The organism is Streptomonospora alba, from assembly GCF_000826685.1.
Classification (GTDB): Bacteria; Actinomycetota; Actinomycetes; order Streptosporangiales; family Streptosporangiaceae; genus Streptomonospora; species Streptomonospora alba.
In genome coordinates, this window is the sequence record NZ_JROO01000045.1 from 114,827 (window position 1) to 139,592 (window position 24,766).

General features: G+C 70.3%; 23 protein-coding genes, 2 tRNA genes and 1 pseudogene. 17 read left to right on the plus strand and 9 right to left on the minus strand.

From position 1 onward, the window contains the following. The first annotated feature begins 25 nt into the window (after nt 1-25). The 5 genes from LP52_RS22140 to LP52_RS22150 all read left to right on the plus strand — a co-directional run bounded on the left by LP52_RS22140 (nt 26) and on the right by LP52_RS22150 (nt 3,289). Nucleotides 26-667, plus strand: coding sequence for a mycothiol-dependent nitroreductase Rv2466c family protein (locus LP52_RS22140; protein WP_040276284.1), 642 nt, complete (start codon nt 26-28; stop codon nt 665-667). A 134-nt stretch (nt 668-801) separates the two neighbouring features. Beyond that, complete coding sequence (locus LP52_RS27840) at nt 802-957, plus strand: hypothetical protein (RefSeq protein WP_169775396.1); 156 nt, start codon at nt 802-804, stop codon at nt 955-957. Nucleotides 958-1,023: 66 nt separating this feature from the next. Then, the gene (locus tag LP52_RS22145; RefSeq protein ID WP_040276285.1) at nt 1,024-2,451 is read left to right on the plus strand and encodes an aldehyde dehydrogenase family protein; all 1,428 of its coding nucleotides are present in this window, start codon (nt 1,024-1,026) and stop codon (nt 2,449-2,451) included. Nucleotides 2,452-2,562: 111 nt separating this feature from the next. Continuing rightward, nucleotides 2,563-2,724 carry a hypothetical protein gene (locus LP52_RS27845; protein ID WP_169775394.1) on the plus strand — a complete coding sequence of 54 codons (162 nt, stop codon included), beginning with the start codon at nt 2,563-2,565 and terminating at the stop codon, nt 2,722-2,724. Between the two features lie 88 nt (nt 2,725-2,812). Continuing rightward, entirely contained in the window at nt 2,813-3,289 is a 477-nt protein-coding gene (locus tag LP52_RS22150) for a ribose-5-phosphate isomerase (RefSeq protein WP_040276286.1), read from the plus strand. Between the two features lie 231 nt (nt 3,290-3,520). Here the strand turns inward: LP52_RS22150 and LP52_RS22155 are convergent, their stop codons facing one another. Beyond that, nucleotides 3,521-4,795, minus strand: coding sequence for a GNAT family N-acetyltransferase (locus LP52_RS22155; protein ID WP_040276287.1), 1,275 nt, complete (start codon nt 4,793-4,795; stop codon nt 3,521-3,523). Nucleotides 4,796-5,097: 302 nt separating this feature from the next. On the opposite strand from LP52_RS22155, the gene LP52_RS22160 reads away from it, so the two are divergent. The 3 genes from LP52_RS22160 to LP52_RS22170 all read left to right on the plus strand — a co-directional run bounded on the left by LP52_RS22160 (nt 5,098) and on the right by LP52_RS22170 (nt 8,095). Then, nucleotides 5,098-6,201, plus strand: a complete 1,104-nt coding sequence (locus LP52_RS22160; protein ID WP_040276288.1) for a PP2C family protein-serine/threonine phosphatase — start codon at nt 5,098-5,100, stop codon at nt 6,199-6,201. Nucleotides 6,202-6,362: 161 nt separating this feature from the next. Further along, nucleotides 6,363-7,706, plus strand: a complete 1,344-nt coding sequence (gene mgtE / locus LP52_RS22165; protein ID WP_040276327.1) for a magnesium transporter — start codon at nt 6,363-6,365, stop codon at nt 7,704-7,706. A gap of 161 nt (nt 7,707-7,867) precedes the next feature. Continuing rightward, the gene (locus LP52_RS22170; protein ID WP_040276328.1) at nt 7,868-8,095 is read left to right on the plus strand and encodes an antitoxin; all 228 of its coding nucleotides are present in this window, start codon (nt 7,868-7,870) and stop codon (nt 8,093-8,095) included. A 94-nt stretch (nt 8,096-8,189) separates the two neighbouring features. On the opposite strand, the gene LP52_RS22175 is transcribed toward LP52_RS22170, so the two are convergent. Further along, nucleotides 8,190-8,993, minus strand: a complete 804-nt coding sequence (locus LP52_RS22175) for an ABC transporter ATP-binding protein (RefSeq protein ID WP_040276289.1) — start codon at nt 8,991-8,993, stop codon at nt 8,190-8,192. A gap of 159 nt (nt 8,994-9,152) precedes the next feature. On the opposite strand from LP52_RS22175, the gene LP52_RS22180 reads away from it, so the two are divergent. Next, a complete protein-coding gene (locus tag LP52_RS22180; protein ID WP_040276290.1) occupies nt 9,153-9,602 on the plus strand; it encodes a hypothetical protein in 450 nt (149 codons plus the stop codon). A gap of 129 nt (nt 9,603-9,731) precedes the next feature. On the opposite strand, the gene LP52_RS22185 is transcribed toward LP52_RS22180, so the two are convergent. The 4 genes from LP52_RS22185 to LP52_RS22200 all read right to left on the minus strand — a co-directional run bounded on the left by LP52_RS22185 (nt 9,732) and on the right by LP52_RS22200 (nt 14,974). Further along, entirely contained in the window at nt 9,732-11,372 is a 1,641-nt protein-coding gene (locus LP52_RS22185; protein WP_052810144.1) for an MDR family MFS transporter, read from the minus strand. Nucleotides 11,373-11,464: 92 nt separating this feature from the next. After that, nucleotides 11,465-12,100, minus strand: a complete 636-nt coding sequence (locus LP52_RS22190; RefSeq protein ID WP_040276291.1) for a TetR/AcrR family transcriptional regulator — start codon at nt 12,098-12,100, stop codon at nt 11,465-11,467. Nucleotides 12,101-12,340: 240 nt separating this feature from the next. Further along, on the minus strand, nt 12,341-14,248 hold the full coding sequence (locus LP52_RS22195; RefSeq protein ID WP_040276292.1) for an ABC transporter ATP-binding protein: 1,908 nt from the start codon (nt 14,246-14,248) through the stop codon (nt 12,341-12,343). A 222-nt stretch (nt 14,249-14,470) separates the two neighbouring features. Then, complete coding sequence (locus LP52_RS22200; protein WP_040276293.1) at nt 14,471-14,974, minus strand: adenylyltransferase/cytidyltransferase family protein; 504 nt, start codon at nt 14,972-14,974, stop codon at nt 14,471-14,473. A gap of 167 nt (nt 14,975-15,141) precedes the next feature. Between LP52_RS22200 and LP52_RS22205 the strand changes: the two genes are divergently transcribed. Then, on the plus strand, nt 15,142-15,576 hold the full coding sequence (locus tag LP52_RS22205) for a hypothetical protein (protein ID WP_040276294.1): 435 nt from the start codon (nt 15,142-15,144) through the stop codon (nt 15,574-15,576). Nucleotides 15,577-15,618: 42 nt separating this feature from the next. Here the strand turns inward: LP52_RS22205 and LP52_RS22210 are convergent, their stop codons facing one another. Then, nucleotides 15,619-16,905 carry a DUF6884 domain-containing protein gene (locus LP52_RS22210; RefSeq protein ID WP_238581048.1) on the minus strand — a complete coding sequence of 429 codons (1,287 nt, stop codon included), beginning with the start codon at nt 16,903-16,905 and terminating at the stop codon, nt 15,619-15,621. Between the two features lie 398 nt (nt 16,906-17,303). Between LP52_RS22210 and LP52_RS22215 the strand changes: the two genes are divergently transcribed. Continuing rightward, on the plus strand, nt 17,304-17,678 hold the full coding sequence (locus LP52_RS22215; RefSeq protein WP_052810145.1) for a hypothetical protein: 375 nt from the start codon (nt 17,304-17,306) through the stop codon (nt 17,676-17,678). A gap of 379 nt (nt 17,679-18,057) precedes the next feature. Here LP52_RS22215 and LP52_RS22220 read toward each other — a convergent pair. Next, nucleotides 18,058-18,128, minus strand: a tRNA-Gly gene (locus tag LP52_RS22220). Between the two features lie 118 nt (nt 18,129-18,246). On the opposite strand from LP52_RS22220, the gene LP52_RS22225 reads away from it, so the two are divergent. The 5 genes from LP52_RS22225 to clpX all read left to right on the plus strand — a co-directional run bounded on the left by LP52_RS22225 (nt 18,247) and on the right by clpX (nt 23,078). Further along, nucleotides 18,247-18,321: transfer RNA gene (locus tag LP52_RS22225), tRNA-Pro, on the plus strand. Between the two features lie 229 nt (nt 18,322-18,550). After that, nucleotides 18,551-19,996 carry a trigger factor gene (tig, locus tag LP52_RS22230; RefSeq protein WP_040276295.1) on the plus strand — a complete coding sequence of 482 codons (1,446 nt, stop codon included), beginning with the start codon at nt 18,551-18,553 and terminating at the stop codon, nt 19,994-19,996. Between the two features lie 274 nt (nt 19,997-20,270). Next, nucleotides 20,271-20,828, plus strand: a complete 558-nt coding sequence (locus LP52_RS22235) for an ATP-dependent Clp protease proteolytic subunit (RefSeq protein ID WP_040276296.1) — start codon at nt 20,271-20,273, stop codon at nt 20,826-20,828. 62 nt (nt 20,829-20,890) lie between these two features. Then, entirely contained in the window at nt 20,891-21,550 is a 660-nt protein-coding gene (locus tag LP52_RS22240; RefSeq protein ID WP_040276332.1) for an ATP-dependent Clp protease proteolytic subunit, read from the plus strand. Between the two features lie 247 nt (nt 21,551-21,797). Next, entirely contained in the window at nt 21,798-23,078 is a 1,281-nt protein-coding gene (gene clpX / locus LP52_RS22245; protein ID WP_040276297.1) for an ATP-dependent Clp protease ATP-binding subunit ClpX, read from the plus strand. Between the two features lie 316 nt (nt 23,079-23,394). Here the strand turns inward: clpX and LP52_RS22250 are convergent, their stop codons facing one another. Further along, nucleotides 23,395-24,099 (minus strand): DUF305 domain-containing protein, encoded by a 705-nt coding sequence (locus LP52_RS22250; protein ID WP_040276298.1) that lies wholly within the window; start codon nt 24,097-24,099, stop codon nt 23,395-23,397. A 326-nt stretch (nt 24,100-24,425) separates the two neighbouring features. On the opposite strand from LP52_RS22250, the pseudogene LP52_RS22255 reads away from it, so the two are divergent. After that, nucleotides 24,426-24,766, plus strand: a pseudogene (locus tag LP52_RS22255) (hypothetical protein); the annotation flags it as partial.

Genomic DNA, 24,766 nt, shown 5'->3' on the forward strand with positions numbered 1-24,766 from the left:
ACGACGAGGTTGCGAGGAGATTGCAGTGGCTGATGGCGAACAGCGGGCGAGCGGCGAGACCGTCCCCGTCGACTTCTGGTTCGACCCCCTGTGCCCGTGGGCGTGGCTCACCTCGCGGTGGATGCTGGAGGTCGAGAAGGTGCGCCCCGTGCTGCCGCGCTGGCATGTGATGAGCCTGAGCGTGCTCAACGAGGGACGCGACCTCCCCGAGGAGTACCGCACGCTGATGCAGGAGGGCTGGGGGCCGGTGCGTATCTGCATCGCCGCCGAGCAGCGCTTCGGCCCGGATGTGCTCCTCCCGCTCTACACCGCGCTGGGCACCCGCTTCCACCACCGCAAGGAGCCGCGGGCGGCCGAAACCTACCGCGCCGCGCTGGCCGAGGCCGGGCTGCCCGAGGACCTGGCCGAGGCCGCGGAGTCCACCGACTACGACGAGGCGCTGCGCCGCTCCCACCACGACGGCATGGACCGCGTCGGCTACGAGGTGGGCACCCCGGTCATCTCGGTGGAGGGCGTGTCCTTCTTCGGCCCGGTGGTCACCCCCGCGCCCAAGGGCGAGGACGCCGGGCGGCTGTGGGACGGCGTGCTGCTGGTGGCCGGGACCGACGGCTTCTTCGAGCTCAAGCGCAGCCGCGACCGCAACCCCGTCTTCGACGCCGACGAGTAAGGCGCCCGAGTACGGCGTCCGGGTGCTCGGGCCCGCCGGGGCCCGGGCACCCGGCTCCGCCGCCGCGGAACCCGCGGCGTCGCGGCGGCCCGACCCGACAGCAACCGACGGAGAACGGACAGGAAGGCCTGGCGATGAGCGGACCCGACGACGAGCGCGTGGTGGACCTGGGTGAGGACGAACTGGATGTGCTGCCCGACACGACTCGGGACGAGCACGGGCCCGGCTGGGGCGACGGTCCCGACGACAACACCGAGCGCCTGCTGGAGGAGCGTCCGCCGCACTGGTGAAAGCACCGATGACGGAACGGCTCGGGCGGCGGAGTAGTAGAACGGCGTTCTGGGAAAGTGGATGCCATGCGATCCCTTTACCTGAACGGCGCCTGGACTCCTTCGGCCTCCAGCGGCGCCATCGACGTCATCAACCCGGCGACCGAGGAGGTCGTCGACGCGGTTCCGGCGGGCGACGCGAGCGACGTCGACCGGGCCGTCGCGGCGGCCCGTGAGGCGTTTCCCGCGTGGTCGGCACTGCCCTACACCGAACGGTGCGCGCACCTCGTCCGCGCCCTGGAGCTGCTGCAGGAGCGCGCCGACGGCGTCGCCCAGGCCGTCGCCACCGACATCGGCGCGCCGCTGAAGTTCGCGCAGAAGGTGCAGACCGGCTTCCCGCTGCTGATGTTCCACACCTTCCTGCAGCTGGTCGAGGCCCACGGCGAGCGGCTGTTCACCGGTGAGCAGGCGGGCGAGGGCGACTCCCTGGTCGTGCGTGAGCCCTACGGCGTGGTCGGCGCGATCACACCGTGGAACTACCCGCTGCACCAGATCGTGCTCAAGGCCGTGCCGGCGCTGGCCGCGGGCAACACCTTCGTGCTCAAGCCCACCGAAGTCGCGCCGATGGCCGCCTACGCCCTCACCGAGGCCCTGCACGACGCCGGGCTGCCCGCGGGCGTGTTCAACCTCGTCTCGGGAACGGGCCCGGTCGTGGGCGAGGCCATCGCCGCGCACCCGCAGGTCGACATGGTCTCCTTCACCGGCTCGGGGCGGGCCGGCAAGCGGGTCAGCGAGGTCGCCGCGGCCACCGTGAAGAAGGTCGCCCTGGAGCTGGGCGGCAAGTCGCCCAACGTCATCCTGCCCGACGCCGACCTGGCCGCGGCGGTGAAGAACGGCGTGGCCGACGTCATGCGCAACACCGGGCAGAGCTGCGACGCGCTGAGCCGGATGATCGTGCCGCGCGAGCACTACGACGAGGCGGTCCGCATCGCCGCCGAGGCCGCGCAGAAGTACGCACCCGGCGACCCCTTCGAGGACGGTGTGCGCATGGGCCCTGTCGTCTCCGCCGCCCAGCGCGACCGCGTGCGCGAGTACATCGAAGCGGGCGTCAAGGAGGGCGCACGGCTGGTCACCGGCGGCTCCGAGGCCCCCGAGGGCCGCGAGCGGGGCTACTTCGTGCGGCCCACCGTCTTCGCCGACGTCGACACCGGCATGCGCATCGCCCAGGAGGAGATCTTCGGCCCCGTCGTGGTGCTGATCGCCTACGACGGCGAGGACGACGCCGTGCGTCTCGCCAACGACACCGACTACGGGCTCTCCGGCGCCGTGTGGTCGGCCGACTCCGACCGCGCGCTCGCTGTGGCGCGGCGGCTGCGCACCGGGCAGGTCAAGATCAACGGTGCCGGCGTGGAGCCGCGGCTGCCTTTCGGCGGCTACAAGCAGTCGGGCGTGGGCCGCGAGTGGGGCCTCTTCGGCATCGAGGAGTTCTGCGAGGTCAAGGGCATCCAGAGGTGACGCGGCCCCCGTACGGGGCGGTGGTGAGCGTATGGCACTATCAACAGCGGTGCGGAGGGCGCTGCGGGCGCCTCCGCGCCCTGTATCCGCTTACCCATGACGAGGTGCGAGTTGAACAAGCTGACTGAGTCGAAGGCCGGCCCGGTGCGCAAGGACATCGGAGCCATCGTCCTGGCCAACGTCATCGCCTTGGTGTCGCTGGTCCTCTTCGGCGCCATGGGGATGGGCATCGCCACGATCGCCACCGGCGAGTCCCTGTTCCAGGGGCTGTGAGCCGGGTCTCCCCGCTTCCCCCGGTGTCCGTACGCCCGTGCCCGGCTCCTGCGCCGGTGCGGGCGCCTTTCATGGGAAACTAGAACACGTGCGTGTATACCTCGGCAGTGACCATGCGGGATTCGAGCTGAAGGAGCATCTCGTCGCCTGGCTCAAGGAGCAGGGCCACGAGGTGGTCGACGCCGGCCCGGCAGGCTACGACCCCGTCGACGACTACCCCCCGTTCGTGCTGCGCGCAGCCGAGGGGGCGGCCGCCGACACCGGCTCCCTGGGGCTGGTCATCGGCGGCTCGGGCAACGGCGAGCAGATCGCGGCCAACAAAGTCCCCGGCGTGCGCGCCGCGCTGGCCTGGAGCGAGGAGACCGCGCAGCTGGCGCGCCAGCACAACGACGCCAACGTGATCGCGCTCGGCGCCCGCATGCACACCCCGCAGGAGGCCGAGGAGTTCGTCGGGACCTTCCTGCGGACGCCCTTCAGCGGCGACGACCGCCACAGTCGGCGGATCGCCATGCTCGCCGCGTACGAGCGCTCGGGTGAGCTGCCGCCCCTGCCCGGCGGCGAGTGAGCCCAGAGACCGGTACGGCACCGCCGAAAACGAGCGGCGGATCCGCGGCGCTGCCGGTGCGCGGATCCGCCGGCCCACGAGCGCGTGCGGGCGGCGGTGCGTGCGCGCTCGCCGTCGGCGCTCTGCCGTGACGGTAATACGGATGACGAAGGCTGGAAAGCCCTCACTTCTCCCGAAAGCCCGCGCTGCGGACCGGTCCGCCCCCGACCGATCCGGTGCGGCGCCGCCCGGCTAGAAGATGTCGGCGCAGTGCGGCCGATCCGAGCGGTGCAGCGCGGTGTCGAGCCGCTGGACGGCGCCCGGTACAACCTCGCTGATCAACCCGGCCGCCAGGTAGCCCCCCAGCGGCGTGTCGCCCAGGTAGGCGGCGCCCAGGTGCGAGACGTCCAAGCTGATGTCGGGGGAGTCCTCGGTGGGCGTGCAGCGGGCGGCGTCGGTGTCGGCGCTCAGCCGCCACCGTCCCGCGTTCCAGGGGCAGTGGCGGTCGCTCACCTCGATCACCGTGTCCACCGGCGCGGCGTAGCTGCGCCTCTCCAGCGCGGCGGCCAGGTTCACCAGCCGCACCCACAGGTTGTCGTTGCGGAACCGCCGCGCCCGGTAGGGGTCGGCCAGCAGATGGAACAGCGGGTCGTCGGTCGGCACCATGTCGTGGGTCACCCGGAACACCAGGTCGCGGGTGAGCACGTGCTCCCACAGCAGGGCGGCGGCCGCGGGTGCGGTGGCGTAGTGCTCCCGGACGTGCAGACTGCCCTCGGCGGTGCCGTGCTCGCTCCAGCGCTGCCGGGTGCGGTAGAGGACATAGCCCAGCGGGCCCGCGTCGTCCTCGGCGACCGCGCAGCGCAAGGGCCCCTGGCCGCCACGCTCCCCGGGCTCGTCGCGCAGCACCTTGTTCCACCACGCCGCGTCGCGCTGGAACTCGCCGACGCGGTGCCCGGCGGCGGCACGGTGCACCTCCGCGAGTTCGCGGCGCGCCTCGTCGGCGCTTGTCAGCCGGAGCCGCAGCGCCGGGTCGCGCGGCGTGTCGGCCCGCAGCGCGACTTCGCGGGTATGCAGGTCGAGGTGCACCGCGGAGGCCGCGGGCCCGTAGCCGAAGCGGCCGTAGATTCCGCCCTCGGAGGCGAACAGCGCGGCGATGTCCTCTCCCCGGTCCCGGATGTCGGCGAGCTGCCGCCGCATCATCGCGCTCAGGACGCCGCGCCGGCGGTGCGAGGGCCATACCCCCACCCCTGTGACGCCTGCGACCGGGCGCGGGCCGCCGGGAAGCGTCATCGTGAAGGAGAAGGCGGACGTGCAGCCCACCGGCTGCCCTGCGTCGAACACCGCCAGAGTGCGGTCGCGCTCGAGGACCTCGCGTATCCGCTCCAGACTGGGCGAGGGGGCCAGCAGGGCCTCCCCGACGACTTCGGAGACCGCGGGCAGCTCGGGTTCCTCGGGGACCCGAACGTCCCAGTGCGCGCCGGGCGCCGGATCCGCCCGGTGGGCGGAGGATTCACGGGAGTAGGACATGCCCCCTGTCTCTATCACCGCGCTTCTCGCCGCGCGAGCGCTTTTCCCGTCACCTGTTGTGACCGGTCCGCAGCGCCCGTTCCCGCCGGTACCAGAACACCGGTGAGCGCGGGGCCGGACGGGACTTCGCGTACGCCCGGCGGAAGGACCGTCGCCGGCCGATTCCGGAGCGTGCGGGGTTGTCCCCGAAATCCGGAGTGTCAGCTGGGGGGATATCGGTTGGGCTCATTCCGGAGGCACGGGCGCTGGGACACCATGCGCGGCGTGCCGGGGTCAGCGGCGCGCGCTACAGTGCGGGCACGATGAACGCCAAGCCCACCGCACGTCTCCTCCGCTATGCGCGCTCCCTGTGGCAGCGCGTGGCGGCGCTGCTCCGGCGCAAGGTGCTCTTCCGCTATCGGCTGGTGCTGATCACACTCGTGCTGCTGGCGGTGGGTATCGGCGTGGGTGGCGTCTGGGGCCCGCCCGGCTGGTTCCCGCCCAGCGCGATCATCGTCACGGTGGTCGCCGGCGGGCTGCTGCTCAAGCGCAAGAGCCTGGCGTTCCTGCTGGCCGTGGACGCCGCGGTACTGCTGTTCACCGCCTTCAGGCTGGACTTCGCTCAGGTCGGCCCGGGCCTGCTGGTCACCATCGGTGCCACCGCGGTCGTGGCCTACCTGCTCTCGGGCGTGCGCGAGCGCCTGGGCATGCAAGGGCTCAGCGGCGAGCGGATGCTGCTGGAGCTGCGGGACCGCCTGCGCGCCCAGGGCAAGCTGCCCGACCTGCCGCACGGCTGGGGCGGCACCGCGGTGCTGCGCCAGGCCGGCGGATCCTCCTTCGGCGGCGACTTCGTCGTCTCCATGCGCCAGGACCACCGCCTGGAGGTCGCGGTGGTCGACGTCTCCGGCAAGGGCGTCGACGCCGGTACCCGCGCGCTGTTGCTCTCCGGGGCGTTCAGCGGCCTGATCTCCGCGGTGCCCAGCGGCGAGTTCCTGGCGCACTGCAACGACCACCTCATCCGCACCGCCCTGGGCGAGGGCTTCGTGACAGCGGTGCACCTGAGCCTGGACCTGGAGAGCGGCGACTACCTCATCGCCTCGGCGGGCCATCCGCCCGCGGTGCAGTACGACTACGGCGCCGGCCGGTGGTCCTCCACCGAGGCCAAGGGCGTCGTGCTGGGCGTGATGCCCGAGATCCAGTACACGCCCGTCAAGGGGCGGCTGCGCCCGGGCGACGCCATCATGCTCTACACCGACGGACTCATCGAGACCCCCGGCGAGGACCTGGACGCCGGGCTGGAGCGCCTGCTCACCGCCGCCGACACCGCCGCACTGGAGGGCTTCGGCGCGGGCGCGTACTCGATCGTCGACTCGCTGAGCAAGGGCAAGAACGACGACACCGCCCTCGTGGTCATCTGGCGCGACTGAGGCGGTGCGGCTGCCGCACCGCCGCGTGACGTCCCCGGTGCCGCGCCTGTGGCGGTAGGGTCGTCCTGTTCCCCGGGCATACGAGTGGTGCCTCGTTGCCGTGTCCAGAGGCCCCCGCGCCCCAGCGGAGTTTTCGCGATCGTCAGGAGGGGGTGCTCAGCATGGCCGAAGACGACGCCGGCGTGGAGCTGACCGAGCTGGTCGAAGCCAACGACCTCACCGGCATCCGGTTGTGGCTGGCCGAGCACCAGCCCTACGAGATCGCCGACGAACTCGAGCGCATGCCCAGCCACACCGCTCTGGTGCCCTTCCGGTTGCTGGACAAGGACCGCGAGCTGGAGGTGTTCGAAGGGCTCGACCCGGTCCACCAGCAGGAGATCCTGCTCGGGCTGCGCGACGCGGCCTTCCACGAGCTGCTGGAGTCGATGGACCCCGACGACAGGGCGCGGCTGATCGGCGAGGCCCCCGCGAAGATCGCCACCCGCGCCCTGGCCGGTCTCAGCCCGGCTCAGCGCAAGATGACGGCGGCTCTGCTGGGCTATCCCGAAGGCTCGGTCGGGCGCTACATGACGCCCGAGACCGTCGTCCTGCACCGCGATCTGACGGTCGGCCGCGCGCTGGAGGTGGTGCGGGCCAAGGGCGCCGACGCCGAGACCGTCTACACCCTGCCCGTGGTCGACGACGGCCGCCGCCTCGCCGGCACCGTACAGTTGAGCGATCTGGTGGTCAGCGACGACGACAGCCTGGTCAAGGACATCGTCGACGTGCTCGTTCCGCGGGTGAGCGCCACCGAGCCGGCCGAGGAGTCGGCACGGCTGATGCAGCAGGCCAACATGGTCGCGATGCCGGTGGTCGACTCCGAGGAGCGCTTCGTCGGGCTGCTGACCTTCGACGACGCGCTCGAACTGATCGAGGCGGCCGACTCCGAGGACATCGCCCGCCAGTCCGGCGCCAGCCCGGTGGCCGGACACTACGTCGCCGCCGGTGTCGTGCGTCTGGCGCGGGCACGCTCAGTGTGGCTCCTGCTGCTCATCGTCGCGGCCACGCTGACGGTCAACGTGATGCAGGGCTTCGAGGCGACGCTGGAGCAGGTGACCGCGCTCGCGCTGTTCGTGCCGATGCTCACCGGTACCGGCGGCAACGTCGGCTCCCAGTCGGCCACCGCGATCGTGCGCGCCCTGGCGGTCGGCGAGGTGCGCCTGCGCGACCTGCCCAAGGTGGCCTGGAAGGAGTCGCGGGTGGGCCTCCTGCTGGGGCTGATGCTCGCCTGCGTCGCGATGGTCATCGGCACTGCGCTGGTGGGTACGCTCATCGCCGTGGTCGTGGCGGCCTCGGTGATCGCCATCTGCACCTGGGCGGCCGTCATCGGCAGCACCATGCCGCTGCTGGCCCGCCGGGTGGGGGTCGATCCCGCGGTGGTCTCGGCCCCGCTGGTCTCCACCCTCGTCGACGCCACCGGGCTGCTGATCTACTTCACCATCGCGCGGCTCGTCCTGGGTGTGTGAGGCGGCCCGCGGGCAGCCGCGGCCGGGTGGGCCCGACGCGGTTTCGCCTTCTGTCGCGAGCTGCGACGGAACGCTCACCGAAGGTATAGGTGGCCCCTCAGCGGGTATCGCGATGGGCGAACGAAGAACCGCGCGACGTGTCCGAAACGGGGGTGGGAGACATGTCCGAGGGAAGCGCCTTCGACAAGATCAAGAACAAGGTCGGAGAGCACAGCGAGAAGGTCGAACAGGGCGTCGACAAGCTGAAGGACTTCGCCAAGGAGAAGACCGGCGGCAAGTACGACGAGAAGATCGACCAGGCCGGCGACAAGGCCACCGACTACGTCTCCGGAGACCAGGGGGACGACCAGCAGGACCAGGGCGGCTCCGGCGAGCAGGGCAGGCCCTAGCGCCTGCCGCTCTCCGCGATCGCGGTTACGGCGGCCGCGGACCGTGATGGACGGTCCGCGGCCGCCGCGTCGTGTGTCCGGGGTGTTCGGAGGTTCAGGCGGAGGTGCCGTCGGTCCGCGCGCTCCACCTGCCGTTGCGGCGCTCGATGGCGATGGGGTGGTCGAAGCACGCGGTGACCGGCTTGCTCTGCAGCGTCTCCTGCGCCTCGCCGGCGGCGACGACCTGGCCCGCGCGCAGCAGCAGGGCGTGCGTGGTCGAGGCGGGCAGCTCCTCCAGGTGGTGGGTGACCAAGACGGTGGCCAGCGTGGGATGCTCGCGGCGCAGGTCGTCCAGCGCGGTGAGGAGTTGCTCGCGGGCGGCGACGTCGAGCCCCGCGGCCGGCTCGTCCAGGAGCAGCAGCCGCGGTTCGGGCATCAGCGCGCGGGCGATCAGGAAGCGGCCGCGCTCGCCCTGGGACAGGGTCGGCCACGTGTCGTCGCGCAGAGCCTCGACGCCCATCATGGCCATCAGCCGCTCGGAGCGGGCCTCCTCCGCGGGCGCGGGACGCCATCGCGGTGGAATCTCGATCGTGCCCGTGGCGCCCGTCAGCACGATGGCGCGGCCGGACAGCGCCGAGCGCAGGTCGTGGCGCGGGTCCACGTGACCGATGTGCCGGCGCAGCTCGCGGAGGTCGGTGCGGCCGAGGCGGCGGCCCAGCACCTCGACGGTGCCGCGGGTGGGGTGCTGTTCGGCGCTGAGCAGGCTGAGCAGCGTGCTCTTGCCCGCGCCGTTGGGCCCGAGGAGCGCCCAGTGCTCTCCGGGGCGCACGACCATGCTCACCTGGTCGAGGAGTTTCTTGCCGGAGCGGACGACGTCGACGCCTTCGGCACTCAGGATGGGCGCGGTCGGGGAGGTCACCGGTCCACAGTAGCGGCACGTCGGCGATCGCGGGCGAGGAGGGGAGCGACGTGACGTCTGTCTGAATTGCCTGGATACCGTGGTGTCCAGTGCCGCGCCTCGCGAACCGCCGCGCAGCGCGGGAGAACGCCGCAGCCGGCCGTGGAGGAGTAGACACCGGTGACCCCGCCAGGCCGACCCTGCCGACTCGTCGTGTGCCGCGGATGCTGCTGCGGCACGGCGAAGAAGCGGCCCGGCGTCGACCACGAAGGGCAGCTGGAACGGCTTCGCGGTCTGCGTGACGGCGACGGCCGCGAGGTGCCGGTGCGTACCAGCACGTGCCTGGGGATCTGCTTCCAGGCCAACGTCGTCGTCGTGCAGCCCTCGTCCGCGGGGCGCGAACGCGGTGGGCGCCCCGTCTGGATCGGCGGGTTCACCGAGGACCGGCTGATCGACGATCTCGACACGTGGGTCCACGACGGCGGCCCCGGCGCCGCCCCGCTGCCCGAGTCCCTGGCCGAGCGCGTCACGTCCAAGGACGCCGAGAAGCCCAAGAAGGACAAGAAAGCCAAGAAGGGCAAGAAGGAGAAGAAGGAGAAGAAGGAGAAGAAGAAGTCCGGAAGGCCGTGACCGGAAGCCCCGCCCCGCTGACTGCGGCGAGCGGTGCCCGCACTCCGGAGCCGCGCTTGCGCCCCGCCTCGCCCACCGGCGCCCGGGGCCGCCGCGGACCCGTCCTGCGGGCGGCGGCCCCGGCGGCGACTACTCGGCGGCCGGTGCCCCCGCGGGTTTCGGGCTGTCGCCCGTGCCCTCCTGCGTGTCGTCCGCGCTCGCGCCGACCGTCGTCGCCAGCGGCTTCTCCCGGATGAAGAACGCCAGTACGAACCCGGCAAGCACGATCGGCACGCCGTAGAGGAAGATCGGCGGCAGCGCGTCGGCGAATGCGTGCACGATCAGCTGCTGGGCCTGGTCGGGCATCCGCTCCAGCATTTCCGGTGTCAGCGAGCTCAGTCCCGCCTCGCCGCCCTCTACCTGCAGTCGCGCCCCGGCGCCGGCGGGCAGGTCGGCCATCTCGTCGTTGAGCCGGTTGATGAAGATCGAGCCGAACACCGCGATGCCGAACGACGCGCCGATCTGGCGGAAGTAGTTGGTGGCCGAGGTCGCCGTGCCCAGGTAGCGCCGCGGCGCCGAGTTCTGCACGATCAGCACCAGGTTCTGCATCACCATGCCCACGCCCAGGCCGAGCACCAGCATGGCCGTCGCGTTGTAGAGATAGGTGGTGTCGGCGTCCATCCGCGAAAGCAGCGTCAAGCCGGCCATGATGACCGCGGTTCCCACGATCGGCCAGACCTTGTAGCGCCCGGTCCTGCTGATGATGCGGCCGGTGGTGATGGTCGCCGTGAGCATGCCCGCGACCATCGGGACCATCCGCAGGCCCGACTCGGTGGCGCTGGCGCCGCCGACCATCTGCAAGAACGTCGGCAGGTAGGACACCGTGGAGAACATGGCGATGCCCACGGTGATGCCGACCAGCGAGGTCAGCACGAACTCTCGGTCGGCGAACAGGCGCAGCGGGATGATGGGTTCGGCGGCGTAGCGCTCGGCGACGACGAACAGCGCAGCGGCGGCCGCGGCGCCGGCTCCCAGACCGATGATCACTCCGCTGGACCAGTCGTAGTCGGTGCCGCCCCAACTGGTGACCAGCACCATGCACACGCTGGCTGTGGCGAGCATCAGCGTTCCGAGGTAGTCCAGCTTGGGGCGGGGGCCCGACGGCCGGGGCAGCTGCAGCACGATGCTGGTGACCAGCAGCGCGGCGGCGCCCAGCGGCAGGTTGATGTAGAAGATCCACCGCCAGGAGAGGTGGTCGGTGAAGACTCCGCCCAGGAGCGGGCCCGCCACCGAGGCCAGGCCGAACACGCCGCCGATGAGGCCCATGTAGCGGCCGCGCTCACGGGCCGAGACGACGTCGGCGATGATGGCCTGCGCGCTGATCATCAGCCCGCCTCCGCCGATGCCCTGCAGGGCGCGGAAGAGGATGAGCTGGGTCATGTCCTGGGCGAGGCCGCACAGCACCGACCCCAGCAGGAACACGAGAATGGCGAATTGGAAGACGACCTTGCGCCCGAAGAGGTCGCCGGCCTTCCCGTAGATCGGCATGCCGACGGTGGCGGCGAGCATGTAGGCCGTGACCACCCAGGAGAGGTGCTCCAGGCCGTTCAGCTCGCCCACGATGGTCGGCAGCGCCGTGGAGACGATGGTCTGGTCGAGGGCGCCGAGCAGCATCGTGAGCATGACCCCGGCGAAGACCCACAGCACCTTGCGGCGCGGCAGCGGTCCCCCCTCGGTGTCCTCGGCCGGCGCCGGATCGGGTGGCGGTTGCTGCCCCCGGGTCGATGTCATGGGCGGATACTCGCTTCCCCTGGTCGTGAATGGCCCGGTTCGCCCGCTTGGGCCGGGCGTGGCGGCCCGTCGCGCGTGGCCCGGCACGGGGTCTAGGAGGCCGGGCGGAAGGTGCGCCGGAGCGCGTCGAAGGCTTGGTCGAACAGCGCGCGGAACTCGGCGGCGTCGTCCTGGGAGTCCGCGGAGCCGCTGGCGGCGGAGTGGGTCTGCAGGCGGCGCATGGAGAACCGCATGGCGGTGATCCCCAGCGACGCCACGATCTGCGGACGGATGTCGTCGGGGTCCTCGCCCAGGCGCTCGGCGACGCTTTCCCCCACGTACCGCTCCATGTCGGCGAAGGCGGCCATGAGCCGCGGTGTCAGTTGCGGCTCCTGCTGCACAAGCCGCTTGCGTTCGCGGATGTCGGCCAGGCGCTGGCGCAGGTCGTCGGAATCGGTGCCGGCCAGCGGCGCGAGCAGGAACACCTTGAGGTCCTCCAGCAGGTCGCCGGTGGGGCCCTGGGCCACGAAGATCTCGCGTGCCTCGTCGTCCGGGCGCGGCGGCCCGTCGCCGACGATCGCCTCGTCCTTGCTCGAAAAGTAGTTGAAGAACGTGCGCTTGGAGACGTCGGCCGCGGCGACGATGTCGTCGACCGTCACGCTCTCCGAGCCGCGCTCCATCGCCAACCGGACGGCCGCCCGCTGCAGGGTGCGCCGCGTGGCCGCCTTCTTGCGCTCGCGTAGGCCCATCGGTTCACCCCGTTCGCATGCACCGGGCATGCCCCCGCATACCTTCCACTCAATGATTGCACTTGATGAAAAAATGCGCAAAGTGAATTAATGCGTGACGTGTATCTCTTTGTCCGCATGCGGCCGAGCCGGGCTCGCCGGCCGCCGAGATGCGGGGCGGTGCCGGGACGGGAGCGAGCGAAGGGGCCGGGCACGGCGCGGCCGGTGCACCTCAGGCCGCGGTGCACCGGCCGCCGAGGTTCACGCGCGTTGGGTGGTGACTCCGTGCGCGTCCTTCTCCTGGACGGCGAACTGGGTGCGGTACAGGGCCGTGTACAGCCCGCCCTCGCGCAGCAGCTCCTCGTGGGTCCCGCGCTCCAGGATGCGGCCGTCCTCCAGCACCAGGATCTGGTCGGCCTCGCGCACCGTCGCCAGCCGGTGCGCGATCACCAGGGACGTGCGCCCGGCCAGTGCCGTGCGCAGCGCCTCCTGCACCGCCGCCTCCGACTCCGAGTCCAGGTGCGCGGTCGCCTCGTCCAGCACCACGACCGAGGGCTCCTTCAGCAGCAGGCGGGCGATGGCCAGGCGCTGCTTCTCGCCGCCCGAGAGGCGGTAGCCGCGGTCGCCGACCATCGTGTCCAGGCCGTCGGGCAGGTCGCCCAGCAGGCTCTCCAACTGGGCGGCGCGCAGGGCTTCGACCAGCGCGTCGTCATCGGCCCCGGGGCGCGCGTAGCGCAGGTTGTTGGCGACGGTGTCGTGGAAGAGCTGCGGGTCCTGGGTCACCACGCCCACGGTGTCCCGCAGCGATCGGCTCGTGGCGTCGTGCAGGTCCACGCCGCCGATGCGCACCGCGCCCTGCAGCGGGTCGTACAGCCGCGAGACGAGGTGGGTCATGGTCGTCTTGCCCGCGCCTGAAGGGCCGACCAGAGCGACGAGCTGACCGGGCTCGGCGGTGAAGGACACGTCGCTGAGTACCTGGGTGTCGGCGGTGCTCTCGGCCTGAGGCGTCAGCTCCAGCGACGCCAGCGAGGACTCGCCGGCTGTGGGGTAGCGGAAGGAGACGCCGTCGAACTCCACCGAGAGGGGCCCCTCGGGCAGCTCCCGGGCGTCGGACTTCTCCTCGATCATCGGCTTCAGGTCGAGCACCTCGAACACCCGGTCGAAGCTGACCAGGGCCGTCATGATCTCCACGTGCACGTTCGACAGCGCCGTGATGGGTGCGTACAGCCGCGTCAGCAGTGTCGTCATGGCCACGAGCGTGCCGAGCTGGAACGCGCCGCCGATGACCAGTGTGCCGCCGACGCCGTAGACGATCGCCGTGGCCAGCGAGGTGATCAGCCCGATCAGGGTGAACAGCAGGCCGCCGTAGACCGCCTGGGCCACCCCGACGTCGCGTACGCGGGCGGCTCGCTCGGCGAACTGGTCGCCCTCCTCTTCGGGGCGGCCGTAGAGCTTGACCAGCATCGCCCCGCCGACGTTGAACCGCTCGGTCATCAGCGAGCTCATCTCGGCGTTGAGGTCCATGCCGTCGCGGGAGATGGCGGCGACCTTGCGGCCGATGAACTTCGCCGGGAGCAGGAACAGCGGCACCAGCAGCAGCGCGATCAGCGTGATCTGCCACGACAGCAGCGCCATGGTCGTGATCACGGCGACCGCGCTGATCAGGTTGGACACGACCGATTGCAGCACCGAGGTGATCGCCCGCTGGGCGCCCACGACGTCGGTGTTGAGCCGGCTGATCAGCGAACCGGTCTGGGTGCGGGTGAAGAACGCCAGCGGCATGCGCTGCACGTGGCGGAAGACCTGGGTGCGCAGCAGGTAGATGACGCCCTCGCCGATGCGCGAGGACAGCCATCGGCTCGTCAGGCCCAGTGCGGCCTCGAACACGGCAAACAGCGCGACCGCCGCGGCCAGGCCGGCCACCAGCCCGGTGTCCTGCTCGGACACGCCGCGGTCGATGATCGTCTTGAGCAGCAGCGGGTTGGCCACGACGATGCCGGAGCTGACCGAGGTCGTCAGCACGAAGAACACGATCGAGCGCCAGTGCGGCTTGGCGTAGCCCACGATGCGCCCGAGCGTGCCGGGCGGCAGGCGGCTGCGGGTCGCGCTGCCGTCGTTGACCAGTGACCGGTAAATGGGGGGCCCGCCGGGCCCGCCGCCCATCATCATCGGCTACCCCGTTCCAATCCGTTCGGGTCGAGCACGCGCGTCCTCCGGTGGAGGGGCCGGTTCGTACGGATGCGTCAACACCGCAGATACATGCCTGCTTCCCGCCTGCTCCGCGTCGAAGCGGCGGCGCCGGGAGGCTATCGGGCGGGTGCCGGGCGAACACACGACGGGCCGGGGAACCGGGGAGGGGCCGGGCTGCTGTCGCGCCGCCCGTTCGACCGGTCAGAGCGAGTTGGCAAGCCGGTTGAGCGCGGCGCTGGTCGAGCGGCCGCGGGTCATGGGCATCTCCCAGGCCTCGGCTCCCAGCGCGTGTACGCCGCGCCGCTTGGCGTCGGTGTGCGGATCGCCGTCGGTGAAGGCCAGCGCCGCGATGCCCAGCGGCCGCAGCAGGTCGGCGTAGGCCGCCCAGCCGGTCACATCGCCGGGGCCGGAGATGACGAAGACGCCGTCGACGCAGCGCAGCGCCGCCAGCACCTCCGCGCGCTCGTCCTCGGGGTTGACCGGGCGCGTGGGACCCTTCCATCCGCGCACGCGCTCGTCGTCCTCGACCCCCACCACGACGGGCAGCTCCGGCCGCCGGCGCCGAACATCGGAGAGGAAGCGCACATGGCCCACGTGCAGCACGTCGAAGGCGCCGGTGACGACGACGGGCGCAGCAGAGGACTCCGGGCGCACGAACCAGCGCAGGGTCAGGGCCGACACCTGCAGCGGATCAGGGTTGGACATCGCTCCCCTTCACGGCCGGGACACCTGACTTCGGTCGGCTACCCATCCGGCTCCGCCCGCACAGACAACATATCCGCACGATACGGCTCGCCATTGCAAACGGAATGTTCAAGCCAGTATGTTGAAAACAACTTGTTCAACCCAGGCGACGAGACGGACGTGCACCCATGACCGGCCACCCCGGCGAGACCGCCGCCGCCCCCTTCGCCCCGCCCGCCGCGGGGGCGGCCCGGCGCGGGCGTGAATACACCGCCCTGTTCCACATCACCCGCCGCCACGCCGCCGGCGAGGCCCGGCGCCGCTGGCAGGAGGAGTCCATGGTCATGGAGCCGCTCGACGCCGTCCGCCGCGTCCACGACCTCGCCGCGGGCTCGGCCGAGCGCGAGCCCGACGAGCCGGAACTGGACGGCACCGACATCAACGCGGCCCTCACCCTGGCCCCGCGTATGCGCGCCGACCTGGACGCGCTGGAGTCGGGCCTGCTCACTATGGCCCGCGGGCGCGGCATGACCTGGCACGAGATCGCCTACGGTCTCGGCCTCAACACCCCCCAGGCCGCCCGCCAACGCCACGAGCGCCTCAACGACCGAGCGGAGCGATGAGGCCGCCCCCGCGCCTCGATCGGACCGGGCGTACCGTCGGTGTCATCGCGACCCGCGACCGTATGCCCGCCGTAGTCGGGTGAGCTGCTCACGTACGGGGCTGCGGGGCATCTTGTCCAGGTTGAGCGGCGGGTCCAAGCGAGCGAGGACCGCGGTCTCCAAGCCGTCCAGCGTGTCCGGGTCTTCGACAGTGATGGCGACGAGCCGGAGGTGGCCGTGCATCCACGCTGTCAAGCGCTCCTCGTCGATCTCGGACTCGTCCCGCGCGCTCGCCAGTACCGACCCGAGGCTGAGGCGGAAGGTCGAGAACGCGTGGCGACCGCCGAGGTGCATACCCCGAATGCGAGCCCACAGTGTGTTCTTCGATCTCCGTCCGCTCCGCGGCCGCGTCGCTCCGGCGAGGCCGGCGTAGATGAGTCCCGGCTCAACGGGGAGGCCCAGGCCCGCCGAGAGATCGGCCGCGCCGTCCCGGTCGACCCACCAGCTGTAGAGGCCCGGCAGGCGAAGGCCCGCACCGCCGCGGGCAAGGAATTCGGCCGGGGTGATCGTGCTCGTGCAGGAACCGAGCCGCTCGACCAGCGATGCGGTCTCCGGGGCCGGGCCCGCTGCCGTCGCCGTCGCCTGGGCAGCGTCGCTGCGGTTGTACCAGGCCAATCGCTTACCCAGGGGCAGGCCCCGGAGAGGTTCCCGTACGTCGGCACGCTCATCCACGAGGCGGTCCCGGATGGCGTCGGCGTAGGCGGAGGCCGCGTGGACTTCGACGACTTTTCCGGCCAGCGGCCCGGCCACGTCCGTGAGTCGCTCAGTGACCATCGTCCCCCACCCCTCCCGATAGCTGCGGGGCGCCTTGGACAGGTGAAGCTCGTAGGGCTCCAGCACGGTCGTCGGAGGAACGAGTCCGTGTTTCGCGGACAGCACGAACCAGGGAGCACCTGTCGCCTCGGCGTAGGCACGTTGCTTCACGAAAAGGGGCGACGTATAGAGATCCTGCGCCGGAGCCGCTCGATCCAGCTTCGTCCGCACGCACCCCACCAGCACGAGGTCGGCAGCGACTGCACCGGCAGGCTGCCGCGGCGCAGTGCTCGCGCTGCGTGGTCGTCGAGCAGTGACGGCGTCCGCAGAGCGACGGACGAACGTCACAGACCGGTTGACCTCGACGTTCACCGCGGTGAAGCCGGGCCACCCCGGCCTGACGCCTTTCCAGAAGGCGGCGTGCTCGTATGCCGATCGCGGCAACCCTCCGACCAGATCGTCGAGTTCAGCCCACGCGAACGTCACACGGTCGTCGATGGAGGCCAGCACTGCACGGAGCGGGGACCAGTTCGCCACATGCCGATTGTGTCCGACAGGACCGAGGCAGGCGAAGGAATCACGTCGATCCGCACTCGCAGGGCGACGATGCGACTCGGCATCCCGGATCGGTGCGGGTCCCCGTCCCTCGCGGACCACCCCCCGCAGGTGGAGGTCGGGCCTGCTCACCATGGGCAGCGGCAGGTGGCATGGCCTGGCAGGAGAGCGCTTCGGCATTGCCCTCTCTTGGGCATTCCGAACCGTCGGCATGGTGGCCGCGTCCCTGGGCACGGAGCACGGTTGAAGTGAGAAGCGGCCTCCGACCCGGGGCGCGCGGTGGAGGACCTTGCCCCGAAGGCCGACGTCAGGGCGGCGCCGACGCAGGCGGCCGGAGGCGGAAGGGAGCCATCATGGCGGGCCGTTCAGGACACCCGGGAATGCTGACCACAGCTCTGGTTCTCGGCATCGTCGGAGGCGTGTTCGGCATCATCGGGGGGTTGGCCGCGATGCTGGTCGGCGGCCTCGGTGCCGCTTTCGAGGCTCAGGATTCCGGGAGCATCGTCGGCTGGGGGTTCGCTGCGGTGTTCTTCGGCGTCGCCGGGATTGTCGGGGGCGCATTGGCGAGGGGAGCGTCCAAGACCGCGGCTCTGCTGCTCTTGCTGTCGTGTGTCGGCGGTTTCATCGCGGTGGAGATGGCCTGGCTGATCGCGGGCCCGCTGCTGATCGTCGGCGCGGGACTGGCCTGGTTCGGCCGGAGGAAGCGGGCGTTCGGCTCACCCATGCCCGAGGCCGAGCCGAAACCGGCCCCCTGAGTACACCGGCACGACCGCGCTTGTGCGCCGAGGTGCCCGACTCATCGACTCCACACGCGAAAGGGCCGGGACCGCCGGGCGTCCCCGGCCGACCTGGCCCGTCGGCTGTCGCGCCGAGCGCGGCGAGGGTGTGTCGCCGCGTCCCCGCAGCGAGAGCGGAGGGGCGCTACAGGTGTCGGCGGCCACTCGCGGTTTCTCGGCAGCGACAGGTCGACGCCGATGAGGAGGTTAACGAAGCGCTACCACCCTCGGGAGGCCCGGAGGCTGACCTCCGAGGGCCTGTGGCACGGGTGTGGCACAGCGACCGTGCACGCACCCTCGACGACCGAGGGCCAGGCCCGCCGGGTGTCCCGGCTGACCTGGCCCTTCGCCCTGTCAGAGCGGGCGACGGGAATCGAACCCGCATGGCCAGCTTGGAAGGCTGGAGTTCTACCATTGAACTACGCCCGCATGGCGCCAGTGCCCCGGAGTTTCCTCTAGACTCGTGGAGCCGACGGAGACCAGACTACAGTCTTCGCAGCGCGGGTTGTGCCAGTTTTTTCGCGGGCGGCACCCGGCGCGAGGTTCACGGGGAGTAGCGCAGCTTGGTTAGCGCGCATGCTTTGGGAGCATGAGGCCGCGGGTTCGAATCCCGCCTCCCCGACGAGAAGACTCGCGGCGCCGGGCGTGTGCCGCGTGCGCCGTGAGGGGGCCTGTGACTGCCCTAGACTTGGCACGATCAGCAGGAAAACATCAGAGCCAGTCCCAGGCCCCGCAGCTCGGTGCCACCGCCTGCGCCGGCCTGCCGGTACGTCAGTCCGGTGGTCGGGGAGAGTGCGCCCTGCGTGCCGGGTCGTCCCGGAAAACTGCCGGAAATCTAGGAGTACCGCCCCGTGAAGACCGATGTCGAGGAGCTCAGCCCGACCCGGGTCAAGCTGACCGTCGAGGTTCCGTTCGAGGAACTTGAGCATGCCTTCGACGTGACCTACAAGTCGCTCGCCAAGCAGGTGCGCATCAAGGGCTTCCGCCCTGGGAAGGCGCCCGCTCGGCTGATCGACCGGCACGTCGGGCGCGGAGCGGTGATCAGCGAAGCGGTGAACCACGCCGTCCCGGAGCTGTACAACGAGGCCATCCAGAAGGAGGAGATCTTCGCGCTCGGCCAGCCCGACGTGGAGGTCACCAAGCTGGAGGACAACGAGGAGCTCGCCTTCACGGCCGAGGTCGACGTCCGTCCCAAGTTCGACGTGCCCGACTACGAGGGCATGCAGGTCACGGCCGATGACGCCGAGGCCACTGAGGACCAGGTCGAGGAGCAGGTCAACAACCTGCGCGAGCGGTTCTCCACCCTCGTCGGCGCCGGCCGGCCGGTCGAGCAGGGAGACCACGTCTCCATCGACCTCTCCGCCGCCATCGACGGCGAGCCGCTTGAGGACGTGCAGACCAGCGGCCTCTCCTACGAGGTGGGCACCAACACCATCCTCGAAGGCCTCGACGACGCCCTCGTGGGCATGTCCGAGGGCGAGTCGGCCACGTTCACCACGAATCTCGTGGGCGGCGAGTACGAGGGTCGCGAGGCCGATGTCACCGTCACGGTGCACAGCGTCAAGGTGAAGGAGCTGCCCGAGCTCGACGACGAGTTCGCGCAGATGGCCAGCGAGTTCGACACCATGGAGGAGCTGCGCGCCGACGTCCGTTCGCGCATGGCGCAGGTCCGCCGCCTCCAGCAGCTCAACCAGGCCCGCGATCGCGCCCTGGAGAAGCTGGTCGAGTCCGTCGACGCCCCGCTGCCCGACTCCGCGGTCGAGGAGGAGGTCGGCCGCCGGCGCCAGAGCCTGGAGCAGCAGCTCTCCCAGAGCGGTCTGACCAAGGAGTCCTACCTGGAGTCCCAGGGCCAGTCCGAGGAAGAGTTCGAGGAGGAGCTCAAGCAGGGCGCCACCTCGGCGGTCAAGGCCGGGTTCATCCTGGACCAGATCGCCATCGACGAGGAACTCTCGGCTGACAACAACGAGCTGACCCAGTACGTCGTGGAGCAGGCCCAGCAGATGGGCGTGTCGCCCGACCAGCTCGCCAACCACCTCGTGGAGTCCAACCAGATCCAGGTCGCCTACACCGAGGTCGTGCGCGCCAAGGCGCTGGACCTCGTGATGGAGAAGGCCACCGTCACCGACGAGTCGGGCAACGTGATCGAGAAGGACAGCGGCGAGGAGGCCGGCACCGGCGAGGCCGAGGCCGCCGACGCCGAGGTCGCCGCCGCCGAGGGCGCCGCGGAGCTGGAGACCGAGGCCGAGAGCCCCGAGGTCCGCGACTCCGCCGAGAGCGAAGAGACCGAGCGCGCGTAGCCTCTGCGCCGCTGCATGCATTCAGCGAGCCCCGCGCCGCGACCCGAACGGGTCGGCGCGGGGCTCGTTCGCTCAATACAACCGCAAGGCAGGCGCCACGGCACCTGCGCTCAAAGCGAACAGGCCCGCCATTCGTGCGAGCCGACCCGCTGCGGGCGTTAGTGTCGCAGGCGTCGCAACCGTTTCGAGTCCGGAGCAGGTGACGAGAGTGCCGCCGACCTTCAATGAGTCCCAGGGAATCGACGCCCGTACGCCCGAGTCGCCTATTCCCTCGATGTTCGAGCAGACGTCCCAGCGCCTGCTGCGCCAGCGCATCGTCTTCCTCGGCCAGCAGGTCGACGACGACATCGCCAATCGCATCGTGGGCGAGTTGCTGCTGCTGTCCGCCGAGGACCGCCAGCGCGACATCAACCTCTACATCAACTCCCCCGGCGGCTCGGTGACCGCCGGTATGGCCATCTACGACGTCATGCAGTACATCCCCAACGACGTCCGCACCGTGGGGATGGGGATGGCGGCGTCCATGGGCCAGCTGCTGCTGTGTGCCGGCGCGCCCGGCAAGCGCTACTCGCTGCCGCACACCCGCGTTCTGATGCACCAGCCCTCCGGCGGAATCGGGGGCACGGCCTCCGACATCCGCATCCTGGCCGACCAGCTGCTGTATGTGAAGCGGATGTTCCTGGAGCGCGTCGCGCTGCACACGGGCCAGGCCAAGGAGCAGATCGAGAAGGACGCCGACCGGGACCGCTGGTTCACCGCTCAGGAGGCCAAGGACTACGGCTTCATCGACGAGGTGCTCGAGGGCACTCTCGACGTCGCCAGCGAGGAGTAGTCCCACGCCCGGTGATCCGCGACCCCATCCGTGTGGACAGGTGCACTGTGGAAGGCCAGAACATGACCGAGTACAACCCCAGCCCCTACGGCGGCGGCATGGCGCCGGCGAGCCCGCAAAGCCGCTACATCCTGCCGTCCTACGTCGAGCGCACGTCGTACGGCGTCAAGGAGATGAACCCCTACAACAAGCTCTTCGAAGAGCGGATCATCTTCGTAGGGGTGCAGATCGACGACGTCTCCGCCAACGACATCATGGCGCAGCTCATCACGCTTGAGCAGATCGACGCCGACCGTGACATCCAGATGTACATCAACTCCCCGGGCGGTTCGTTCACCGCGCTGATGGCCATCTACGACACGATGCAGTTCGTGCGCCCTGACATCCAGACGGTGTGCATCGGCCAGGCCGCCTCCGCGGCGGCCGTGCTGCTCGCCGGCGGGACCGACGGCAAGCGCGGCTGCCTGCCCAACGCGCGCGTGCTGATCCACCAGCCCGCGGCCGAGGGCACGCACGGCCAGGCGAGCGACATCGAGATCCAGGCGAACGAGATCATGCGCATCCGCGAGCAGATGGAGATGACGCTGGCCAAGCACACCGGCCAGACGCAGGAGCAGATCTCCAAGGACATCGAGCGCGACAAGATCCTCACCGCCGAAGGCGCCAAGGAGTACGGGATCGTCGACTACGTCTTGCCGTACCGCAAGACGTCGAAGAAGTAGGGGCGGACCGGGCGCGAGCGTCCAAGGCGGGCCGGCCGCCACACGCCGGAGGACACGGGGTGTGGTGATGCCGGTCCGCGACTTCGCTTAGTCTCGGAGGAACGACGCACAGATCGCCCCGCCCATCGTCCGCTCGAAGGGCATATCCTGCAGAAGCGAGCTTGCTCGAAGACAGGGCACGTCATCGCTTTCGCGGCGCCGCCGGGTGGCCGATGACGGGGTGGCCTACGTTTTAAGGAGTGGCTGGGTGGCACGCATCGGCGACGGTGGAGACCTGCTGAAGTGCTCGTTCTGCGGCAAGAGCCAGAAGCAGGTGAAGAAGCTCATTGCCGGCCCCGGCGTCTACATCTGCGACGAGTGCATCGATCTGTGCAACGAGATCATCGAAGAGGAGCTGGCCGACTCCCCTGAGGTGAAGTGGGACAGCCTGCCCAAGCCGCGGGAGATCTACGAATTCCTCGACTCCTACGTGATCGGCCAGGAGCAGGCGAAGAAGGCCCTTTCGGTCGCGGTCTACAACCACTACAAGCGCGTGCAGTCCGAGGGGGACCGCCCGCGTGACGAGGACGTGGAGATCGCCAAGTCCAACATCCTGCTGCTGGGCCCCACCGGATCCGGTAAAACGCTGCTCGCCCAGACACTCGCCAAGATCCTCAACGTGCCCTTCGCCATCGCCGACGCCACCGCGCTCACCGAGGCCGGCTACGTGGGCGAGGACGTCGAGAACATCCTGCTCAAGCTGATCCAGGCCGCCGACTACGACGTCAAGAAGGCCGAGACCGGCATCATCTACATCGACGAGGTCGACAAGGTCGCCCGCAAGAGCGAGAACCCGTCGATCACGCGCGACGTCTCCGGCGAAGGCGTGCAGCAGGCGCTGCTGAAGATACTGGAGGGGACGACGGCGAGCGTGCCGCCCCAGGGCGGGCGCAAGCACCCTCACCAGGAGTTCATCCAGATCGACACCACCAACGTGCTGTTCATCTGCGGCGGAGCGTTCGCCGGCCTGGAGAAGCTCGTCGAGTCGCGTGTCGGCAAGCAGGGGATGGGCTTCAACGCCGTGCTGCGCTCCTCGCCCACCACGGGAGAGGACGCGGCCGACCAGTTCACCGACGTCATGCCCGAGGACCTCCTGAAGTTCGGCTTGATCCCGGAGTTCGTCGGCCGGCTTCCGGTCATCACCAGCGTGCACAACCTCGACCGCCAGGCGCTGATCCGCATCCTGACCGAGCCGCGGAACGCCCTGGTCAAGCAGTACGAGCGGCTCTTCGAGCTGGACAACGTCGAGTTGCAGTTCAGCGACGACGCGCTCGACGCCATCGCCGAGCAGGGCATCATCCGCGGCACCGGCGCGCGCGGTCTGCGCGCCATCATCGAGGAGGTGCTGCTGTCGGTGATGTACGAGGTACCCAGCCGCGAGGACGTCGGGCAGGTCATCATCACCCGCGAGGCGGTGCTGGAGCACGTGAACCCGACCATCGTGCCGCGCACCAAGCGCGGGCCCGATCGCGAGGAGAAGAGCGCCTGAGCGGCGCCGACGGACACGACGGAGGGCGGGTTCCCCGAGGGGAGCCCGCCCTCCGTCGTCGGGGCCGCGGCGGTCGGCGCGCGGCGGCGTGGCCGGCGACCGCCGCTGTGCGCGGGGGAGCCGCCCAGCGATCCTGAGTCCGGGGTCTACGGAGCGCGCATGAACCCCCGGGGCGCCGGCCACGAGTAGGGCGGCGACCACGAGGAGCAGGAGCGCCCGGCGCCGCCCGCCTTCCTCCGGGTGACGGTGCACCCTGTGTCCTGTCGGCTCGGTGCCGGGAGGGGCGGGGCGTGGTTCCCGGTCGCGGATCGGTCGATCAGTCGTCGAGGACCGCGTCCATGCGGTTGATGTCGGCCGTCTGCTCGGCGATGACGTCGTTGGCCATCCGGAGCACCACAGGGTCGCTGCCTTGGAGCGTGGCCTCCTCGGCCATGGTGACGGCGCCTTCGTGGTGGGTGGTCATGAGATCAACGAAGATCGTGTCGAACTCCGCGCCCTCGGCCTCCTTCAGCGCGTCCAGCTCCTTCTGACTGGCCATTCCGGCCATGTCGGCGTGGTCGACCTCGACCGGGCAAGCGCTCTTCCCGTGGTCGTGGCCGTCACCGTGCTGACCGTCCGGGGAGCAGGCTCCCGGGCTGGGGGCGTCGTCGCCGGAACCGTAGACGTTCTCGTCCAGCCACGCCTCCATCGCCTCGATCTCGGGGCCTTGTGCCGACTCGATGCGATCGGCGATCTTCTTGAGGTCGGAGTCCTTCATCCGGTCCTCGGCCAGGTCCGTCATGACCAGCGCCTGTTCGTGGTGCCCGATCATCGCCACGACGTATCGGATGTCGGCCTTGTTGTGCTTCAGGCCCTCGGCGGCTGCTTCGAGCTGCTGCTGCGAGGCCGGCGACGCGGACTCGCCGGGTGCCCCCGGCGCGAGGACGGGCGGGCCGTCGGCGGACTGGTCTCCGCCGGTGCAGGCGGTAAGGGCGGTCGTCAGCGCTGCGGCGGCTGCGGCCGCCAGGAACCGGTTCCGCACGGGGGCTCCTTCCACGGGGGACGGGCGGCTATCGGGGGAGCCGCCTCAGTGCTTGTGTACTCACCTCGGTTGCGGGTTGTCCAGTGCCTGCGGCCGTCTTCGGGAGCTCCCGCCCCGCTCCGAAGCGGGCTTCTTCGACCCAGATGAGCGTTATTTTCGCACGTCAATATAGGTTTCCGGGGCAAAGTTGGCGATATGTGAATCCAACCCCCGCCTGTGATCGTGGAATGTTGAGCTTCGGTTTCGTGGGGAAGATGGTCTGTACAACCGAGGTAGGGCATAGGTAGCTTTCTCATGATTCGGGATGCTTCGGATAAGGAGGGCACATGTCGACATCCCCCCAGCCTTCCCCACTACGGCCCGGCCGCCTGAGGCGGATCACCGCGGTCACCGCGGGCGCCGCAGCGGCCGCACTGGCGGCGACGGCGTTGGCGCCGGCCGCTGCAGCGGACACCGCAGACGACGTTTCGACCAGCCGAAACGTCGAGCATGTCGCCCACCTCGCCAAAGAGGGACCGTTCGCGAACAGCGCGTCCTTCAATTCCGATCTGGCTTTCACCGGCGATTACGCCATCGACGGCAACTACAGCGGCTTCATGATCTACGACATCTCCGATCCGGAGTCGCCGCAGGTCGTCAGCCAGGTGCTGTGTGAGGGCGGGCAGGG

Coding starts and splice junctions, on each gene's coding strand:
- LP52_RS22145 (WP_040276285.1), top strand. CDS start 1,024: ATGCGATCCCTTTACCTGAACGGCGCCTGGACTCCTTCGGCCTCCAGC.
- LP52_RS22240 (WP_040276332.1), top strand. CDS start 20,891: ATGACCGAGTACAACCCCAGCCCCTACGGCGGCGGCATGGCGCCGGCG.
- LP52_RS27840 (WP_169775396.1), top strand. CDS start 802: ATGAGCGGACCCGACGACGAGCGCGTGGTGGACCTGGGTGAGGACGAA.
- LP52_RS22195 (WP_040276292.1), bottom strand. CDS start 14,248: ATGATGATGGGCGGCGGGCCCGGCGGGCCCCCCATTTACCGGTCACTG.
- LP52_RS22170 (WP_040276328.1), top strand. CDS start 7,868: ATGTCCGAGGGAAGCGCCTTCGACAAGATCAAGAACAAGGTCGGAGAG.
- LP52_RS22200 (WP_040276293.1), bottom strand. CDS start 14,974: ATGTCCAACCCTGATCCGCTGCAGGTGTCGGCCCTGACCCTGCGCTGG.
- LP52_RS22160 (WP_040276288.1), top strand. CDS start 5,098: ATGAACGCCAAGCCCACCGCACGTCTCCTCCGCTATGCGCGCTCCCTG.
- LP52_RS22235 (WP_040276296.1), top strand. CDS start 20,271: ATGTTCGAGCAGACGTCCCAGCGCCTGCTGCGCCAGCGCATCGTCTTC.
- LP52_RS22155 (WP_040276287.1), bottom strand. CDS start 4,795: ATGTCCTACTCCCGTGAATCCTCCGCCCACCGGGCGGATCCGGCGCCC.
- LP52_RS22185 (WP_052810144.1), bottom strand. CDS start 11,372: ATGACATCGACCCGGGGGCAGCAACCGCCACCCGATCCGGCGCCGGCC.
- LP52_RS22205 (WP_040276294.1), top strand. CDS start 15,142: ATGACCGGCCACCCCGGCGAGACCGCCGCCGCCCCCTTCGCCCCGCCC.
- mgtE (WP_040276327.1), top strand. CDS start 6,363: ATGGCCGAAGACGACGCCGGCGTGGAGCTGACCGAGCTGGTCGAAGCC.
- LP52_RS22215 (WP_052810145.1), top strand. CDS start 17,304: ATGCTGACCACAGCTCTGGTTCTCGGCATCGTCGGAGGCGTGTTCGGC.
- LP52_RS22190 (WP_040276291.1), bottom strand. CDS start 12,100: ATGGGCCTACGCGAGCGCAAGAAGGCGGCCACGCGGCGCACCCTGCAG.